Raw genomic sequence first — 21,460 nt, forward strand, 5'->3', positions numbered from 1 at the left:
TTATGCACGTCAGCGAGTAATAAACAGCAACATTAAACCAAAGAGCCGGTTGCATTTGCATGCAGGGCTTTACGATGCCAATTCACTTAATTGTGTACGCTGTTTTGTAGCGAAAAAGTGTCGCGACAACATGACAGCCCGGGTATGAGCTTGTGTTCATCGAGCCGGGTATTGAACAAGTACAGTGTGCGCTGGACTTTTCATTCAATATGGCAAAAAGATTAAGACTGATTGGACTTATGTATCACTGGTGCTGATATCACAGATTACCTGCTTTAGGGATTCTGATGCCGGTGTTTTTCTTTATCATTAATTTGATTGCAAAAGCGAAAATATGAAACAGTTCTTTTTACAGCTCAGCGAAAAAGGGATCAAACTTACTGTCGATGAACAGGGTAAGTTACTGGTCAGAGGTAAGCTCAAGGCTTTGACAGCAGATGAGAAAGATTTTCTAAAGAACAATAAACAACAGATCATACAAGCGATTGGTCAACGCCAAAATGGCGTTACTGAGTCGCCCATTGCGGTTGCCAAAGCACAGCCAGGCGAGCCGCCAGTATTGTCCTTTTCTCAGCGCCGTTTGTGGTTTATTGATCAACTGAATCGCGGCTCCAGCGAGTACAATATGCCGATGGCTTTCGAGGTGCATGGACACCTGGATGTAGCCAAGGTGGAGCAAGCGCTGAACGCCATAGTGCAGCGCCATGAGGTGTTGAGAACGGTTTTTTATGAGTGTGATGGTGCGCCGTGTCTGCGCGTGTTAGACGATGCCAGATTGCATATCACAGTGTTAGATTTGAGTGACCAGGCCGACCCACATCAAGCTGCCAGGGCCCATCTGGAGCGCGAAGCAAGCCGCCCCTTTGATCTCAGCCAGGATCTGATGGTCAGAGCCAGCTATCTGCAATTAACCCATGATGATGCAAAGTGCTGTCAGGCGCTGTTGAGCTTTAACATGCACCATATCGCGTCGGATGGCTGGTCAATGGATGTGCTGACCAAAGAGTTTTTCGCGATTTACCAATCACTTGAGCAAGGCACACCGAGTCCACTTGCCCCGCTTGCCATTCAGTACAGTGATTTTGCATATTGGCAGCAACACAGTTTTGCACAAGCAGGGCTTAAGAAGCAGCTAGAGTACTGGCAGCAACAGCTGCAACAAGTGCCGGCACTCCATCAGTTGCCTTTGGATGCCAGCCGGCCTGCTGAAAAGCAGTACCGGGGTGAGTTGGTCACGTCGCAACTGAGTCGTAAGGTGGCGACCAGGTTGCTGACATTGGCCAGGGAACTGCAACTGACGCCGTTTATGCTGCTACATGCGGCACTGGCGCTGGTACTGAGTCGCCATAGCAATAGCAAAGACATTGTTATTGGTAGCCCGGTGGCTAACCGTCAGGATCCATCTCTGGCACCGTTGATCGGCTTTTTCGTCAATACCCTGGTGCTGAGGGTCAGCACAGCCCATGACACCTTACGCGATTACCTGGCACACGTCAGAGCGGTACACCTGGCTGCGCAGAGCAATCAGGATGTGCCATTTGAGCAGCTGGTCGAAGTATTAAACGTACCACGCAATAACGCCTATAGCCCGTTATTTCAGATTTTGCTGACGACAGACAATCAATTTAGTGCAGCTGCTGAGCAAGCGGAACATGTCCAGCTTGGCGAGGCGTCATTGCAGGCGATGCAAGAGGTTAGCCTGACCACCAAATTTGATTTAGACATTCATATGTCGCTGAATGAGGAGGGTGTATCAGTTGGCTGGACCTACGACGTCACTTTGTTTGAACGAGCACACATCAGTCAGTTAGATCGGCACCTGGGTAACGTGTTGGGTGCGATGGCCGAGCTGGCTCACACAGAATGCTGGTCGACCAACCTGAGTGCTCTCTCTATGGTGAGTGAGCAAGAACAGCAGCAAGCGCTGGCGTTAACGAAGGGCGCACAGCTATCTTCTGAATGCCAAGCCGTGCATCAGTTGCTGGAATATCAGGCCCGACATAACCCGAACGCCATTGCGTTGCAGGATCACGCAACTGAGCTGACGTACGCAGAACTGAATGCCCGTGCTGATGCACTGGCGATGCGCTTAGTGACGGAGCATGGTGTCACTGTGGGCCAGCCTGTTGCCATTGTGGCACAGCGCAGCATTGCCACTGTGTGCGCGGTTGCTGCTCTGCTCAAAGCGGGTGCAACCTATGTGCCCCTTGACCCCGAAGCCCCAGAAGAACGACTAAACTACATTGTCAGCGAGCTGTCACTCTCGTTGGTTTTATCGCAGACACAAGACACGTTTGCCGGATTATCTTGTGTACGATTGGACAATCCAGCTTTATCGCAGCCAGCAGCACAAGCGCATAGCCTGCCGGACATTGACGGCGATCACAGTGCCTATATTCTCTATACTTCCGGCTCAACTGGTCGGCCAAAAGGCGTCAACCAACGCCATAGCACTTTGGTGAATCTGAGTGCTCACCAGGCTGAAATTGACGGTATCACGCAGCCCTATCGTACTTTGCAATTTACTCCGCTGACTTTCGATGTGTCGGCTCAGGAGCTGGCTACCAGCTGGAGTACGGGTGCTTGTCTGGTGTTGATGTCACAGCAGCAGAAAGACCAGTTACAGGATCTTGCCAGCCTGGTTGCTGCGCAAGGAATAGAGCGATTGTTTGTTCCACCTGCGGTCTTTGATTTACTGGCTGAGCAGGCAAATCAAACCCCTGCCATTGACCTGACAGGACTCAGACAGGTGTTTGTTGCCGGAGATGTGTTGAAACTTACCCCCAGCATTCGTCAGTTTATGGCACAACATCCGTCTTGTGACCTCTACAACCATTATGGTCCGACTGAAACCCATGTTGCTACAACCTGTCACGTCACACAATTTGAGCAGGAAGAAGCCAGCATTGGGCGGGCGATTGCTAATACCCAGTGTTTGATTTTAGACGCGGATTTAGTCCCGGTACCAACAGGCTGTGTGGGCGAGCTATATGTTGCGGGGCCAGGTGTCGCAGTGGGCTACTACAACAATGCTGAGCTGACTGATGAGCGTTTCTTTGATGCGACTAATGTTCAGATGTTGCCAGCTAATTTATCGCGCCTTTATAAAACCGGCGATTTGGTCCGCCTGACACCACAAGGTGATTTACAATACCTGGGCCGAAGCGATGAACAAATAAAAATCCGTGGATTCCGTATCGAACCTGGTGAGATAAGCGCCGTTCTGGAATCTTTTGATGAGGTTGAGTCTGCACTGGTACTGGCAATCGGCGAGGCTGCGAGCAAGCAACTCGTTGCCTATGTACGTCCTTGTATCACGTGTGAGACAAGCGATGCGCAGCAACACTTGATTGCGACACTGTTGACTGCGCTCAGGTCTGTTTTGCCTGCTTATATGGTGCCAACTGCTATCGCCTTAGTTGAGCAATGGCCACTCACTGCCAATGGTAAAATCGACCGACGTGCCTTGCCTGCGATTAAAACGGATCAGGCTCTGAGTAAGAGACAAGCGCCCCAAACGAAGACAGAGCAGACTCTGGCCGAGATTTGGGCGACCCTACTTTCGTGTGAGGCTGAGCAGTTAACTCGTGAAGCGGACTTCTTTGCGCTCGGTGGTCATTCGTTGTTATCGGTACGCTTGGTGTCTTTGATCCGTAGTGAGTTTGAGGTTGAAATTGCCGTCAAACAGGTTTTCTCAGCAAGTACTTTGGCAGATTTGGCTACACTGATCGAGCAAAGCAGTAAAGTATCACGACCTGCGATTGAAGCATTACCACGCGATACGGACAGCTTTGAGTTATCTTACGCTCAGCAGCGACTGTGGTTTATCGATCAGTTCCAGGGCAGCTCTGCCCAATACAATATGCCGATGGCATTTGAGATTGAAGGGTCGTTTAACCTTGCGCTTGCGCAACAAGCACTAAGCACCATAGTGGCACGGCACGAAGTGCTGCGTACGGTTTATCAGGAAGGGCAGGCTGGACCCGTGCAGGTTATCCTAACGCCTCAGCCTGTGATTATACGCCACATTGAGCTACACCACCTGGCCGGGACTGATGCGCAACAACAGCTCGATCAACTGCTGGCCGAAGATGCCCACGCGCCATTTGATCTGGCTACTGATCTAATGTTGCGTGCCAGCTTCATCAGTTTGAATCCATCTCGTGGCGTATTGCTGCTCAATATGCATCATATCGCTTCAGACGGTTGGTCGCTAAACTTGTTCAGCAGAGAATTTTTCTCTTTATATACAGCATATCAAAATGGGTGTGATAACCCGTTAGCGCCGCTCAGTATCCAGTATGCCGATTTTGCTCAATGGCAACGCAACTGGTTACAAGGAGATGTGCTGCAACAACAACTCGACTACTGGCAAACTCAACTGAGCGATGTACCGGGTGTACATGGTATTCCACTGGATTATCCAAGGCCTGCTGAAAAAAGCTATGAAGGCGCAATGGTGTCGGGTAAAGCTTCTGCACAACTGGCTGCTCAGTTAAGCGATATGGCTGCACATTACCAGATGACACCATTTATGTTGTTGCATGCGGTGCTGGCACTGACCATCAGCCGTTACAGTAACAGCATGGATGTGGTGATAGGCACGCCAGTGGCAAACCGACTTCAGGCCGAAGTGGAGCCGCTGATTGGTTTCTTTGTCAATATTCTTGCACTGCGGGTGAACACAGAGCAGCCATCGCTGGATGCGTATCTGCAACATGTCAGAGATGTGCATCTGGACGCGCAAAGTCATCAGGACCTGCCGTTTGAGCAGCTGGTAGACGCTTTACAGATCCCGCGAGGCGATGCCCATGCACCGCTGTGTCAGATCATGACGTCTTTCAATAGCGCGCAAACACAGCCCGGGTCTGAGCAAAGTACGCTCGACGGGTTGACGCTCACGCCACTGATGCAGGCCGGATGTGTGGCAAAATTCGACCTCGAAGTGGAGTTTTCACTGGGTGAAACGGCGCTTCAGGTTAACTGGATTTATGACACTTCATTATTTTCACAGACCCATATCACACACCTGAGTGAGCACCTGATGTTGTTGCTGGAGCGTCTGGTACAAACTGAGATGACCCACAGTCTGAACAACCCGCCCGGGCAGCTGAGTGTACTGGCGAACGAACAAAGCCAGTATCTGGTTAATGCTCTCAATGATAACTATCATGAGTATGACCGGACCTTATGTATTCATCAGGCCTTTGAGCTGCAGGTTGAGCGCAACCCGGATCATATTGCACTTGTCTATGCCGATCAGCAGCTGAGTTATGCACAGCTCAATAGCAAGGCCAATCAGCTTGCACATTACCTGCGTGAACAGGGTGCTATCACATCGGATACTTTGATTGGGGTTGCCCTGGACCGCTCACTGGAAATGATCATCGCCACTCTGGCCGTGCTTAAAGCGGGTGGCGCTTATGTGCCACTGGACCCGGCTTATCCACCGGCACGATTAAGTTATATGCTCGAAGACGCGGGGATCAGGACCATCATTAGCAGTCAGGCTATCAGTGATGCAGTTGCCCTCTCCGATTACGCGCTAATTCCGTTGGATGGCTTGCTCGATGATACCTGTTTGGGGCCGTTCAGCCATTATAGCGAAGAAAATCTGGATCATAGCGCGCTGGGACTGCTGCCCACCAGCCTGGCCTACGAGATTTATACCTCAGGCTCGACGGGTCAGCCAAAAGGGGTGTTACTTGAGCATCAGGGGATAGTCAATCTGGCGGATAACCAACGCCGTGCTTTTGCCATTACTCCGCGCAGCAGGGTACTGCATTTCGCATCAATGAGCTTTGATGCGGGCACCTGGGAATATGCCATGGCACTGCTCAATGGGGCTACGCTGATCATAGCCAGCAGCGAACAAAGACGCTCGCCTGACGACATTACTGCACTGCTTGCGCAACAGCAGATCAGCCATGTGACTTTACCTCCGGCATTTTTGGCCATGATGCCACTCGACACCTCGCTGTCATTGCAGGCATTAATTGTGGCAGGTGAAGCCTGTGAACCGGAGTTGGTCAATCAATGGTCGGCACATTATCCTTTCTTTAATGCCTATGGCCCAACGGAAGCGTCGGTATGTGCGTCATATCAGCGCCTGTACCCGGGCACACCGATCACCATAGGTAAACCACTGAACAATGTGAGCCTGTATGTTCTGGATAACCATATGGCGCTGGTGCCTCCGGGTGTAATTGGTGAGCTACATATTGGTGGCGACGGGCTGGCACGTGGTTATCATCAGCGCCCTGAGCTGAGTGCCGAGAAGTTTGTTGAAAACCCGTTTTATTATTATCCGGCTCACCGTGACAGTACCCGTTTGTACAAAACGGGCGATTTGGCCAAAATATTGCCCGATGGCAGCATTGAGTTTGTCGGTCGCCTCGATGCGCAGGTCAAAATTCGCGGTTTCCGTATTGAGCTGAGCGAAGTGGAGGCCCAGCTCAATCGCTGTGCCGTGCTGGATTCTGCCGTGGTTTTGGTGAAGCAGGCCAGTAATGGCACGGATATGCTCATCGCGTATATTCAACCGCGCGATGAAGCGCAGGACCAGACTTCCGTGATACAGGAAGTTGAGCAGCATTTACATGCTCAGTTGCCGGAATATATGGTGCCGAGCCGTTTTGTGGTGGTTGCTCAGTGGCCACTCACCCCGAATGGAAAAATAGATAAAAAAGCGTTGCCAGACGTGTCTGGCGCAGACAGCGAGCAGCCTTATGTTGCACCTGAAACGGCCACAGAACAGGCGCTGGCAGAAGTCTGGTCAGCCCTGTTAGGCATAGAAGCCAGTGAGATAAGCAGCCATGCACGATTTTTTGAGCAAGGTGGTAACTCCATTTTAGTGACCCGACTGGAAACCCAGATCCGTCACCGCTTCGCTGTTGAGTTTTCTATTAAAGAACTGTTTGCACAGCCGCAGCTTAAAGAGCAGGCATTGCACATAGATTACCTGCTCAGCCGCCAAAGTGACCCGTTGGCAGAGGATGATGCTGAGCTGGAGGAAATGGACTGGTAATAAGGTTAGTCAGGCCACAGGCCTGAGATTCAAGCACACGTTAATACATAAAATAAACAATCTGCCAGTCTGATTAATCAGGCTGGTTTTAAGTCGTAGAGGCTAAGCCGGTGTATGGGCGCGATTCAGGTATCTGAGTGGTTCCTCCGATACGGGCACAGCGCTTTTGCAGTTAAACACAGATATGAGTTAGTCAGCCATTATGGAAAATATCAAACAGCTACTCGTTGAGCTCGAGCAGGCGGGGATCCGGTTATTCTTACAGGATGGGGCATTAAAGTCCAAAGCCAAAAAAGGGGCCATCACGGTCGATATCGCAAAGCAGATCAAACAACATAAAAGTGCCATTATTGAAGCACTCGCTCAGTATACTGAAGCTTCTGTTGTGAGTCCGGTGGCGCGTCGTGAAGATCTCAGCAGTTATCCGCTGTCGTTTGCACAGCAGCGTCTGTATACGCTGGATCAAATCCAGGGCGGCTCCAGCGAATACCACATGCCGATGGTGTTCAGACTCACAGGTCAGATTGACGTTGCGCTGATTGAGCGTGTGTTCCGCGACATAGTGACTCGTCATGACGTACTCAGAGCGGTGTTTCGTCAGTCTGAGCTGGGCGTGCAGCAGTCATTGCTCGACCCGCAAGATTTTTGTGTGACGCAAGAGACCCTGACTGTACAAAATGACGCGGCAGGGATTGAGCAGTTTATTAATGATGCGGCAGGGCAGCCATTTGATCTGGCGCAGGACTTTATGCTGCGGGTGCGCTTTTTAGCTTTGAGTGCGGATGATGCCGGGGTGTTGTTTATCAACATGCACCATATCGCCACCGATGGCTGGTCCATGGACATACTGCTCCGGGAATTCTTCGCGCTTTACCATGCTTATGGCTATGGTCAGCCAAATCCACTTCCCGAATTAACAATTCAGTACGCCGATTATGCCCAGTGGCAGCGTGACTGGCTCCAGGGCGAGGTGCTGCAAACTCAGCTCAATTATTGGCAACAGCAACTGGCTCAGTTGCCCCGGGTGCATGCTTTGCCACTCGATTTTCCAAGGCCAGACGTCAAAGCTTACCAGGGAGAAGTGGTGTCACAGCCGCTCAGTGCTGAATTGTGTCAAAAGCTGTCAGCGCTTGCCCGGCGTTATGAATTGACTCCGTTTATGCTGATCCATGGTGCGCTGGCGCTGGTGTTGTCCCGTAACAGTAATCACCATGATATTGTGATAGGCACACCGGTGGCCAACCGCCGTCAGGTTGAGCTGGAGTCTCTGATCGGCTTTTTTGTCAATACCCTAATCCTGAGAGTGGACACGCAGGACCAGCCACTAACGGACTTCCTGGCGCAATTGAGACAAGTGCATTTAGATGCTCAGTCGCATCAGGATCTGCCGTTCGAAAAGCTGGTGGAGGTATTGAAAGTCCCTCGTAGTACCGCGCACAGTCCGCTGTTTCAGATCATGCTGACCACCAATTCAGACTATGGTGTGAGTGAACCGCATTCCGACACCACAGAGCTGGCAGGGTTGTCCATCACTCCCATGGCTGGCAGTGGAGCGACAACCAAGTTTGATCTGGATATCAATGCCTCAATGAGTGACGAGGGCGGTGTCATTGAGTGGACGTATGACCTGACCCTGTTTACTCGTGAACGTATCGCAACCCTAGCAAAGCACTTGGATAACACGCTGATATTCCTGGCGGAAATGGATACCGACAGGGCAGCCAATATTGCGGCTATTACTATGTTGACTGAGCTGGAGATTGAGCAGCTCAGTCAGTTTAATAATAACGCCATTGATTATCCGCAAGAGCTCTGTATTCATGAGCTGTTTGAGGCTCAGGCTGCGCAAAACCCAGAACGCCGCGCCGTACAACATGGCGCGGCGTCACTGAGCTATGGCGAACTCAATGCCCGGGCAAACCAGCTGGCGCATTACCTGAGATTTGAACATCATATCAGTCCAGATTGCCCGGTGGGCGTGTGTCTGGAGCGTGGCGTAGACATGGTCGTCGCGATGCTTGCGATTCTCAAGGCGGGTGGTGCCTACGTGCCGCTTGACCCGGCGTATCCGTCAGAGCGACTGGCTTATCTGATTGAAGATGCCAGCCTGAGCGTCGTCCTGACCCAGCAAAGTCTGACTAACACGGTGGCGCTGCCGGGTGCACAAGCGGTGATGCTGGACGATTTGGTTGCCCAAGGGAGTGCTTTCACTCATTATTCCACGGCGAACATTGGCCGCAATGAAAGCGGTGTGACAGCGCAACATCTGGCTTACTTGATTTATACCTCTGGCTCTACCGGTAAACCCAAAGGGGTGATGATTGAACACCGAAACACGGTAGCCATGCTGTACTGGGCCCGGGCCGCTTTTGACGATGCGGCGCTGCGCCGGGTACTGGCTTCGACCTCGCTGAACTTTGACTTGTCGGTCTATGAAATCTTCTTACCGCTGAGCTTTGGTTTTGAAGTTGTGGTGGTTAAAAATGCCCTGACGCTGGCGGATGAGCCGCTGGACATCAGTTTAATTAACACAGTGCCATCTGCGATGAAGGCGCTATTGGATGTCGGTGCATTGCCTGATAGCCTGACGACCGTCAACCTGGCCGGAGAGCCGTTAACCGCTCAGCAGGTGAATCAGATCTTCGCGGCTTTGCCAGATGCAGAAGTATGCAACCTGTATGGCCCATCGGAAGACACCACGTATTCAACCTGTGCGCGTTTCACCGGGCAACTAGCGTCCGTGCCCGACATTGGTCACGTGATAGCGAACAGCCAGGCCTATGTGTTAGGCAGTGCGATGGAGCGGCTACCAGTTGGGTGTGTCGGAGAGCTTTATCTGGGTGGTGTAGGTGTCGCGCGGGGTTATCTGAACCGACCCGATCTGACCGAGGAGCGCTTCATCGCCAATCCTTATTACCAGGCAGGTGAGCACGATAACAGCCCACGCTTGTATCGCACAGGTGACTTAGTGCGTTATCGCCAGGACGGGCGACTTGAGTTTATTGGTCGCAGCGATGATCAGGTGAAGATCCGCGGTTTCCGCATTGAGTTGGGTGAGATTGAGCATCGTCTCAATCAGCTTGAAGACATAGCATTGTCACAGGTTCTGGCGCGCACGCTGGCTGATGGTCAGCAGCAACTGGTGGCTTATGTGCAGCCCTGTCTCACATGTGAGACAGCACAGGATGAGGCGCAACAGGCAAGCTGGATAGCCGATATTAAAACGCGCCTGGGGCAACAACTGCCAGCCCATATGGTGCCAGGCTTGTTTGTGGTGATGCCACAGTGGCCACTGACGCCAAACGGCAAAATTGATAAAAAAGCCCTGCCCGCGCCCGACGCACTGCAACAAAGCAGCGCCCAATACGTTGCGCCAGAAACAGAGCTGGCCTGCTTGCTGGCAGGCTTATGGGCCGAGTTATTGGGGCTGGAGCAGGATCAGATCAGTGCCACCGCCAATTTCTTTGAGCTGGGTGGGCATTCACTGTTGATTATGCAGCTGCTGGCCAAACTCCAGCAGCACAATCTTAATAGCAGCGCGCAACAGCTATTCCAGGCTAAAGACCTGGCCGCGATGGCCGCCGTTATTGATGAGGCTGATGACGCGTTTGCCATCCCTGACAATCGCATCCCGGCGCACTGTGAGGCCATCACACCTGAGATGCTGACGCTGGTAACGCTGGAACAACCTGAAATAGAGGTCATTGCAGCGGCTGTGCCTGGCGGGATGCGCAATATTCAGGATATCTATCCATTAGCACCGCTTCAGGAAGGGGTGCTGTTTGTACATACTCTCAATCCGGAGCATGACCCGTATGTCACCACTGCTAGTTTTGAGTTTGCCTCAGCAGACAAGCTGGCCGGGTTTGTGGCGCAGCTAAATTGGTTAGTGCAGCGTCATGATGTGCTGCGTACCGCAGTGTTCTGGCGAGGCCGGGAGCAGGCGATGCAGGTGGTGCTGCGTGAAGCGACATTACCTGTGACTGAGCTGGCACTGAGTGGGGACGATCTCAAAGCACAGTTTGCCCGCTATGTGGCAAGCGGACCACATGGCTTTGACCTGGAATCAGCACCGCTGATCCAGCTAGTCACCAGCCCGCAAGACGAGCAGGGGCGCACCTTTGCCATGCTCAAGTTCCATCATTTGATTACGGATCATGTTTCTTTAGAGATCCTGATGAATGAACTCGAAGCTGATGATGTGCAGACACTGCCCGCGCCTTTACCGTATCGAGAATTTATCGCCCGCTCTATGGCGCAAAGCGCGCTGCTGGATACGGCCGAGTTTTTTACTGAATTACTGGGCGACATCGACACCCCAACTCTGCCGTTTGAACTGGCTCAGGTGGCAGGCGATGGCAACGCGGTGGTTGAATATACTCAGTCTTTAAGTGCCGCACAATCTGAGCTGATCCGCACCTTAAGTAAGCGTCATCAGTGCAGCCCGGCGGCTGTGTTCCATCTCGCCTGGGCTCAGGTTTTAAGTGCCTGTTGTGGCCGCGACGAAGTGGTGTTTGGCACTGTGATGTCAGGCCGGATGAATGGCATGGCTGGCATCGAGCGGATGATGGGCATGCTGATCAACACCTTACCTATTCGCGTGTCTTTAGGTCATCAGGCTGCCCATGTGGCACTGAAACAAGTCAATGATGCGTTGCGGGCGCTGCTACCCTATGAGCAGGTTTCGCTGGCCGAAGCACAAAGTTACAGCGGGATTGACGGTAATACGCCTTTGTTCAGCGCGATTCTAAATTATCGTCATTCAGCGACTCATGCAGCTCCTGAACAAGCTCAGGAACAAGCCGACCCGGGCATTGCCTTGCTTAGCACCCGTGAGCGCACCAATTATCCGTTTGATTTGTCGGTGAATGACCTGGGTGAGGGAGACAGTTTCAGTCTCGATTATCAGATTGAGCAAAGTGTATCGGCAACGCGGATCGCTGCGCTGATGGAGACGGCGCTGAGTGCATTGCTCACGGCGCTGGATGAACACTCTGAGCAAGCCGTCGCAACCCTGGCTGTATTGAGCAAGCCTGAACTGACTATGCTGGATAGCTGGCAAAGTCATGATGCCGATTATCCGCGCAGTGCTTGTATTCATGACGTATTTGAGCTGCATGCCAAAGCCACACCGGATAGTATTGCCGTGCAATTGGACAATGAGGCGCTCAGTTATGCACAGCTAAACGCCAAAGCCAACCAGTTGGCGCGTTACCTGCGTGAAGCACATCAGGTGAGCGCAGGTACCCTGGTCGGATTGTGCATTGGCCGTTCGGTCGACATGCTAGTGGCCAGTTTAGCCATACTCAAAGCGGGCGGTGCCTATGTCCCACTGGACCCGAACTATCCGCAGTCGCGACTGGCGTATATGTTAGAGGACACGCAGCTGACGGTGATATTGACTGAGCAGGCACAGCAACAGACGCTGGCTTTCAGTCCGCTAAGCAAAATTGTGCTGGATGATGCACACGGCGCCTGGTCAACGCTGAGTGATGAAGATTTGCCACGCGCTGTCGGGTTGACGCCGCAATCGCTGGCATACGTGATTTATACTTCAGGCTCCACAGGGACACCTAAGGGTGTTATGACGCCCCATCGTGCAGTGAATCGTCTGGTCCATGCGCCGAACTTTATGACGCTGAACGCAGACACAGTGTTTTTGCAAAGTGCTAATATTGCCTTTGATGCCGCGACGCTGGAGATCTGGGGGCCACTATTAAATGGTGGGCGTTGTGTCTTGTATCCGGATAGCCTGATCACCCTTGAGGGACTGAATACTGTACTGAGTACGCAGGGGATCACGGCGTTGTGGCTGACCTCAGGTCTGTTTACAGAATGGAGTAAGATCTGTGGTGAGCTAGATACTGACAGGCTTGCGTTGCAAAGTGTGCTGGCCGGGGGCGATGTCCTGAACCCACAAGCGGTTAGTGCAGTGCAGCAGGCCCTGCCAGAGGTGACGGTGATTAACGGCTACGGGCCGACGGAAAACACCACCTTTACGTGCTGTTATCCAGTACCACGAGATAGCGACATCAGCGCTGGCGTGCCAATCGGGCAGGGGGTTCAGGGCGATAAATTACTGATTTTAACACCGCAAGGTCGCCGGGTGCCGCAAGGGGTGGTCGGTGAGCTGTGTGTGGGGGGAGATGGCCTGGCACTGGGTTATCTTAATCAGCCCGCGCTGAGCAAAGAGCGCTTTATTCACAACCCGTACGCTAACGAAACCGGGCAACCAGAACTGCTGTATCGCACGGGTGATTTGGTGCGCTGTAATGATGATGGGCTGATCACCTATGCCGGTCGCCTGGATGATCAAATCAAGATCCGGGGTTTCAGGGTTGAGCTGGGTGAAATCGAACGTCAGCTGGAAGCGCTGGATGATGTGACTCAGTCTCTGGTAACCATCAGAGCGCGCAGTGAAGGTGACAAACAACTGGTTGCGTATATTGAATTGAACGCCGGTTGTGAGCAGGCAGACCCTCGTACACACACGCAGGCGCTGGCAACGGCTTTAGCCGCACAATTGCCCGCGTACATGATCCCTGCGGCGTTTGTGTTGGTGCAAGAGTGGCCATTAACCCGCAATGGCAAAATTGACAGACAGGCACTGCCAGAGCCCGATTTTAGCCTGATGCAGGCCGACTATGTTGCGCCCGCCAATGAGCTGGAAGATCAGCTGGTGGCCATCTGGTCTGAGTTATTGAATCTGCCCCCTGAGCAGATCAGCACGGGCGCTAACTTTTTCGAACTGGGTGGCCATTCCCTATTGGTCATGAAGTTACTGCAGCAGCTGAATCAGCGACTTGAGATTGAGCTGCAAATTGCCGATTTATATCGCTGCGAAAACATTCAGCAAATAGCCGGGTTTATAGGCTCGGTGCAGGCCATCCACAATCAGGCCGAACCGCAGTGCGAAGACAACGATGAATTTGAGGATTTTGAGCTATGAGTGTTGAGTTGCTTTTTCAACAACTACAACAGGCGGGTGTTATTTTTCAATCTCAGGATGAAAAAATCACCCTGAAGCTGCCCAAGGAGATGGACAGCCAGCTGAAGCGTCAGCTGGCAGAGAACAAGGACGCACTCAAAGCGTTTTTGCATCAACTCTACGCCCGTAGCCATAAGCGCCCGGTGTTGACCAAAACGGCCGGTAACAGTGCGCCCTTGTCTTTTGCCCAGCAGCGCTTGTGGATGCTGAACGAACTGCATGGTGGCAGCGCGCATTACAACATGCCACAGATCTATCAGGTTGAAGGCCAGCTTGAGCCAGTGCTAGTCGAACAGGCACTGGCGCGGATCGTCGAGCGTCATGAAGTGCTGCGCACGGTGTATCAGTCGCAACAGGGACAAGCCACTCAGGTTGTTCGCGATGATGTGGCCTTTACATTAACCTGTGTCGACTTGAGTGAGCATGATGAGCAGGCAGCGCAACAGGCGCTGGATTCACTGATCCAGGACGACGCCCGGACGCCTTTTGATTTGAGTCAGGACCTGATGATCCGGGCAACCTGGGTAGACCTGGGGTTATCCGCAGATCAGACACAGGCACAGGGTTACCTGTTGCTTAACATGCATCACATTGCGTCGGATGGCTGGTCGATGGCGGTGCTCAGCCAGGAGTTTTTTGCACTCTACGCCAGCCTGGCACAAGGCAAAAGCTGTCCTCTGCCAACACTGACATTGCAATACAAAGACTACGCACAATGGCAGCGCGCCTGGCTAAATGACGAAGTGCTCGCCAGTGGGCTGGATTTCTGGCGTCGCACCTTGGCAGATATTCCAGCATTACATGGCTTGCCACTGAGCTACTCAAGGCCTGCTCATAAGGGCTATCTGGGGGGCAAGTATGATGCCTCACTGGATGCGACCGTTGCCAGTGCGCTTGGTCAGCTTAGCGAGCAACATCAGCTCAGTCCCTTTATGCTGATGCACGGAGCGCTGGCACTGACTCTGGCACGTTTTAGTGGCAGCTCGGACATCGTCATAGGCACGCCGGTTGCCAATCGCAGTGATGCACAACTCAGGGAGTTAATTGGCTTTTTCGTAAACTCCCTGGTGCTAAGAGCAAGTACAGATCATGAGACACTGGCAGACTTTTTGGCGCATATTCGTAGCGTCAATCAGCAGGCACAGTCCCATCAGGACGTACCGTTTGATCAGGTAGTTGAGGCACTGAACCTTGAGCGTGACAGTGCTCATACGCCTTTATTTCAGATAGTACTGACTACCAATTCAGACTATGGCGTTGCCGCCGAGCAAGCCTCTGGCGTGGCTTTGCCTAAGCTGAGTATGACGCCGCTGATGAGCGATGAGCCCATTTGTAAGTTTGATATAGAGCTTAACCTGAGCCTGGATGAGTCGTGTGTCACGATTAACTGGTTATACGACAAAGCCCTGTTCAGCCCTGAATTGATTGCACGGTTTAACGCGCAGCTGATGGCGGTCATCGAATGCCTGGCCAATGCCGCGAGGCGTGGCGGCAATCCGTTGCTGAATGAAATCAATGCACTGCACTCGGATGAAGTGGCACAGCAAAAAGCGCTGATGGCACCAGGCGAGCTGGTTGAGGCGGCGCAATTAACCGTGACTGAGCTGTTTAGCCAAAGTGTAAACCGCGCAGCACAGAATGTTGCCTTGGTTTGTGGTGAGCAGCAGCTGAGTTATGCTGACCTTGATCTGGCTTCTAACCGGCTGGCGCGCTATCTGGTCGCGCAAGGTCGCCAGGCACATATTGGATTATTGTTACCGCGGGGCATTGAAATGGTCGTGGCCATGCTGGCGGTGTTAAAAAGTGGCGCAACCTATGTGCCGCTGAACCCGGATTATCCGCAGTCCCGCATTGATCACATCATGGCTGATGCTAAGCTGCAGCACGTGATCACCTGTGAAGCGCACCGTGATTTAGTCAGTGGCAGTTCGGTGCAGGCGCTGGAATTGACACCTGAGCTGACGATTGCCGGGTGTGATGAATTTGCGCGTTTTGGTTCTGCCCCCGTTACAACATCTCAGCCCGAACCACAAAGCGCTGCTTATGTGATTTATACCTCAGGCTCGACGGGCTTGCCTAAAGGCGTTGTGGTGCCGCATCGGGCTATCAGCCGTTTGGTGATGTCGCCAAACTTTATGACGCTGGATCAGGATACGGTCTTTTTACAAGCCGCAAACGTGGCCTTCGATGCGGCCACATTGGAGATCTGGGGCCCGTTGCTCAATGGCGGGCGTTGCGTGCTTTATCCAGAAGCGCACATCACACTGGAGACGCTGGATCAGGTCATTGAAACTCAGCAGGTCAATGCCATGTGGCTGACTGCCGGGCTATTTAGTGAGTGGAGCAAAACATGTGGTGACGCGCCTGAGCGCTTGCGTGCTTTGCGCACGGTGCTGGCCGGGGGCGATGTGCTGGAGCCTCAGGCGGTGGCCCGGGTGCAGAAGGCGTTATCTGACGTACAAGTGGTCAATGGCTACGGGCCGACGGAAAACACCACCTTTACCTGTTGCTATCCGGTGCCTGCCGACTTTGACCCGGCAACTGCCGTACCGATTGGCCGGGCACTGCAGGGTGACAGTGTGATGGTGCTGAACGGCAATGAATTGGTGCCGCAGGGCTGTGTCGGGGAGTTGTGTGTCAGTGGTCCCGGACTGGCGCTGGGCTACTTGAACTTAGCAACGCTGAGCGAAGAGAAGTTTACCGCTAACCCGTTTTACGATGAGGCTCAGCCAGCGGCCTATCAGCGTCTTTATCGCACTGGTGATTTAGTGCGCATGCGTGGCGATGGCGTGGTTGAATACATTGGCCGTACTGACGATCAGGTTAAGATCCGGGGTTTCCGGGTTGAGCTGGGCGAAATTGAGCAGCATATCTCACAGCTTGAAGAGGTCGCCAGCGCGCTGGTGGTTGTTAAAGGAGACACCCACAAGCGGCTGGTGGCTTATGCAGAATTGACGGCCGCGGCGCGCGAGAATGGCAGTACTGACAGCATTCAGTTAAGTCAGACTCTGGCACGCACTTTACCTGGCTATATGGTCCCGGACGCGCTGGTGTTGGTGACACACTGGCCATTGACTGGTAACGGTAAAATAGACCGCCGTGCGCTGCCTGAGCCCGACGTTATTGATGCGCAAGCTGCGTACACCGCGCCTGTCAGTGCCGCTGAGCAGGTTATGGTGGAAGTATGCGCTGAGTTGCTTGACCGAGATCCGGCGCAGCTCAGTACTTCGGCTAACTTCTTTGCGCTGGGTGGCCATTCGCTGTTGGTGATCCAGCTGATAGCGCAGCTCAAAGCACGCGGTTATCAGGTTGACAGTCAGGCGTTATTCACCAGCAGTAGCCTGGCCGAGATGGCGAGCTTACTCGCAGCAGACACCGGGCAGGGGTTTGTGGTACCCGAAAACCCGATCAAACCGGACTGCACGGAATTGACGCCTGAGTTGCTGAATCTGATCACATTGGCGCAAGATGAGATAGATGAGATCACAGCACAAGTACCGGGCGGGGCCGCAAACATCCAGGATGTATATCCGCTTGCGCCGTTGCAGCAGGGGATCCTGGCAATGCATACTCTGAGCGATGGTCGCGACCCTTATGTGACGACCATGGCTTTTTCTTTCTCACAGCCAGAATTATTAACATTGCTGGAAGCACAGCTTAATACCCTGATTGCCCGCCACGATGTATTGCGCACTGCGATTTTATGGCGCGGCCGCACAGAGCCGGTTCAGGTGGTATTGAGAGCTGCGCAAATTGCCGCGCAATGGCTGCCAGTTAAAGTCGGGCAGGACGTGCAAACCGTATTCGAGAATTACGTCGCACAGGGTGCACACCGCCTTGAGCTTGAATCTGCCCCTATGATGCAGTTGCAGGCCATGGAGGATAAGCAAACGCAGCAAATTTATGCGGTGCTTAAGGTGCATCATCTGCTGATTGACCACGTATCGCTGGACATTCTGATGGCAGAGCTGGCCCAGATTGAAAGCGAGGGAGCAGCCAGTTTGCCTGCTGTCACGTCGTATCGCCACTTCATTGCCCGGGTGCTGCATGACCAACAACATCATGACAGTCAGCAGTACTTTAGAGCTCAACTGGGGGATTTTGATCAGCCGGCTTATCCGTTCGGGCTCAGTGAAGTAAACGGGGATGGTGCCCACATTGATGAGTTTAAACAGCGTATCCCGACTGAGCTTGCACGCCGGGCCAGGCATTATGCAAAAAGTCAGGCGATGAGCCCGGCGGCGTTATTTCATCTGGCCTGGGGCCGGGTTGTTGCAGCCTGCGCGGGTCAGCAAGATGTGGTGTTTGGCACTGTGTTATCGGGGCGGATGCAAGGTGGTCCTGAGATGGCACAGATGCTGGGTATGATGATTAATACTTTGCCGATCCGTGTGACACTGGACCAGCGCTCCGCACGGGATGCCCTGCACAACGTGCATGCTGCCCTTCAGGCGTTGCTGCCACATGAGCAGGCTCCGCTCTCTGATGCCATGCAGGCTTCGGGCGTCGAAGGCAATATGCCCCTGTTCAGCGCAGTACTCAATTATCGTCATTCTCACGACGTCAGTGCGCCAGACGAGCAGGCGGAGCTGAAACTCTTGGGTGTGAAAGAGCGCACTAACTACCCGTGTGTGATGTCGGTCGATGACCTTGGCAGTGATTTTTCCCTGACGCTGCAAGTGGACAGCAGTGTTCATGGTAAGCGAATTAATGATTATCTGGTCACAGCACTGGCTCAGTTGCTGGAGATGCTTGAAAGTGACTCACCGCAGCCGGTTGCCTCCTTGAGGGTGTTGCCAGATGACGAGCAGCATCGTTATCTGAGTGAGTGGAATGATACAGAGCAAAACTATGCGCGCGACGTGTGTGTACATCAGTTATTTGAGCAGCAGGTCGCAGCGACACCGGGCAACATTGCATTGCGTTTTGAGGCCCAGACCCTCACTTATACCGCGCTCAATAGCAAGGCCAATCAGCTGGCGCATTATTTGCGAGACACCCATGGTGTAGGGCCGGATTCACTGGTTGGCTTGTGTGTGGAGCGCTCCTTTGAAATGGTGATTGGTATTTGGGGTATTCTCAAGGCGGGTGGTGCTTATGTCCCGCTGGACCCAGAGCTACCTGCGGCACGACTCAACTATCTGGTTGAGAATGCCAGTGCTGATGTGGTGCTCAGCACCCGCGCGGTAGCCAATCGTGTCGAACTGGGTGAGGCCGAGGTTGTGGCACTGGATGGGTTTGATTTTGATGCCTATGACGAAAACAATATCCCGGCGAGCGACATCGGACTTACGGCGCAGCATCTGGCCTATATGATCTATACCTCAGGCTCAACAGGCAAACCCAAAGGCGTGCTACTGGAGCATCAGGCGCTGCACAACCGCATCGACTGGATGGACACGGAATATGGCTGCGATACTTCAGACAAAATCCTGCAAAAGACGCCCTACAGCTTTGATGTCTCGGTCTGGGAGTTTGTCTGGCCGATGCTCAAAGGTGCTGAGCTGGTGATTGCCAAACCGGGTGGGCACAAAGACCCTACCTATCTGAGCGAGCTGATCACAGCCACAGGTGTGACTAAGCTGCACTTTGTGCCTTCTATGTTAGGTGTGATGTTGGAGCACGGTGATCTGAGCCGCTGCACTTCAATACAGCAGGTGTTCTGTAGTGGCGAGGCACTGCAGATAAGCCATGTTGAGCAATTTAAGGTGTGTTTACCAACGGCACAACTGCACAATCTGTATGGGCCAACGGAGGCAGCCATCGATGTTAGCTATTGGGATTGTGCGCAACCTCATAGTAGCAGTGTGCCCATTGGTAAGCCGATTCAGAATATTCAGTTACTGGTGCTCGATGAAGCGCTTAATCTGTTGCCTCAGGGAGCGTGTGGCGAGTTGCATATTGGCGGGGAGGGCCTGGCGCGTGGCTATCTCAATCGTCCCGAGCTGACTGAAGAGCGTTTCATTACCAACCCATTTTTCGATGCCAGTGCTGCGAACAGCAGCCCGCGCCTCTACAAAACCGGTGATTTAGTGCGCTACCGTGAGGACGGCAATATTGAATACATGGGCCGGATGGACCATCAGGTGAAGATCCGTGGCTTGCGTATTGAGCTGGGCGAAATTGAGTTTTATATCGGTGAGCACAGCGACGTAGATTCTGCGCTGGTTATGGCCCTGACGGATGAGCATGGCAATCAACGGCTGGTGGCGTATGTGAAGCCTTTACAGGCGTGTGATGAGCTGGCATTAGTTGCAGCCATCAAAACACAGCTCAGTGAGGCACTGGCCGAGTACATGGTGCCCGACAGCTTTATGTTTGTTAGCCAGTGGCCGCAAACACCAAACGGGAAGATTGACCGCAAGGCATTACCAGTACCAGAATTGACGGGACTGGCTGGTGCCTATGAAGCGCCACAGAGTGACACCGAAGTGATGCTCGCTCAGGTCTGGGCCGATGTACTCAAGCTGCCAGCCGAGCAGATCAGCCGCGATGCTAATTTCTTTGCACTGGGTGGCCATTCACTGCTGGTGATGAAGCTGGTGCAGAACATTGACCAGATTTTCAAAACCCACGGTATCGCCATCAACAAAGTAGTTGAGCGGCCCATACTCAGAGCCATGGCGCAGCTAATCGAAGATCACAATGACCATGAATGGCAGGCTATTCGCCCTGTGTTATCACTGGACTTTGACCCGGCTGCAACGATATATCTGGCCCCAGGTGCGGGCATGACCAGTGGTGGCTATATGGATCTGGCGCGGGCATTACCTCAGGTACAGATCATGAGTCTGGAGCCGGTGGGAATGAGCGAGCAGGACCCGGATATCGACAGTTGGGATGCACTCATCAATTGCTACGCCGACGCCATTATCAGCGAGCGCACAGCGCGTGGTGCTCAGAATGAGCCTGCGGTTCTGATGGGCCATAGTTCAGGCGGCGCAGTGGCCTTTGCAACGGCACTCAGACTGGAGTCATTAGGGTGTCAAACACAGCTGCTACTGTGTGAGTGTTTAGTGGCAACCGATGATCAGGCTCAGTTCGAAATCAGCGATGCTGAAAAGCAGGAACTTATGCTGTCGTATGCCAGAGAGTTGAAACCCGAAGACAGCGAGGAGCAATTACTTTCCTGGCTGAGTCTGGCCATGACACAGCGGTTGTTCAATGTTTATTTCCAGCAGGTTGACTGGTCACGGCGTTATCAGCCTGACGCGAGCCTCAAAGGTGCAGTCAGTATGATCAGTACCCCTGAACTGGGAGACGCGTATTGGGCGCAAAAGCAGGCACAGTTGCAGGCACATGTAAGTACACAAATCACGACCATCAACACTCAGGGCAAACACGTCACTATGGTGAAAAGTCCTTATGTTAGTGGTCTGGCAGACAAACTCATGACGCTACTGGCATGAGTTAACAGCACGAAAATCCGGGCTCTTTGACCCAAA

General features: G+C 53.0%; 3 protein-coding genes. All 3 read left to right on the plus strand.

The window, feature by feature from the left end:
• The first annotated feature begins 334 nt into the window (after positions 1-334).
• The 3 genes from MHN31_RS21160 (at position 335) to MHN31_RS21170 (ending at position 21,424) form a co-directional block, all read left to right on the plus strand.
• Positions 335-7,027 carry a non-ribosomal peptide synthetase gene (locus MHN31_RS21160; protein ID WP_239445249.1) on the plus strand — a complete coding sequence of 2,231 codons (6,693 nt, stop codon included), beginning with the start codon at positions 335-337 and terminating at the stop codon, positions 7,025-7,027.
• A gap of 202 nt (positions 7,028-7,229) precedes the next feature.
• Positions 7,230-13,976, plus strand: a complete 6,747-nt coding sequence (locus tag MHN31_RS21165) for a non-ribosomal peptide synthetase (protein WP_239445250.1) — start codon at positions 7,230-7,232, stop codon at positions 13,974-13,976.
• Positions 13,973-21,424, plus strand: coding sequence for a non-ribosomal peptide synthetase (locus MHN31_RS21170; RefSeq protein WP_239445251.1), 7,452 nt, complete (start codon positions 13,973-13,975; stop codon positions 21,422-21,424). The genes MHN31_RS21165 and MHN31_RS21170 overlap by 4 nt, the downstream gene beginning before the upstream one ends.
• Positions 21,425-21,460: the final 36 nt, after the last annotated feature.

Origin of the sequence: Pseudoalteromonas sp. McH1-42, from assembly GCF_022347845.1 — a bacterium.
GTDB lineage: Bacteria > Pseudomonadota > Gammaproteobacteria > Enterobacterales > Alteromonadaceae > Pseudoalteromonas > Pseudoalteromonas rubra_D.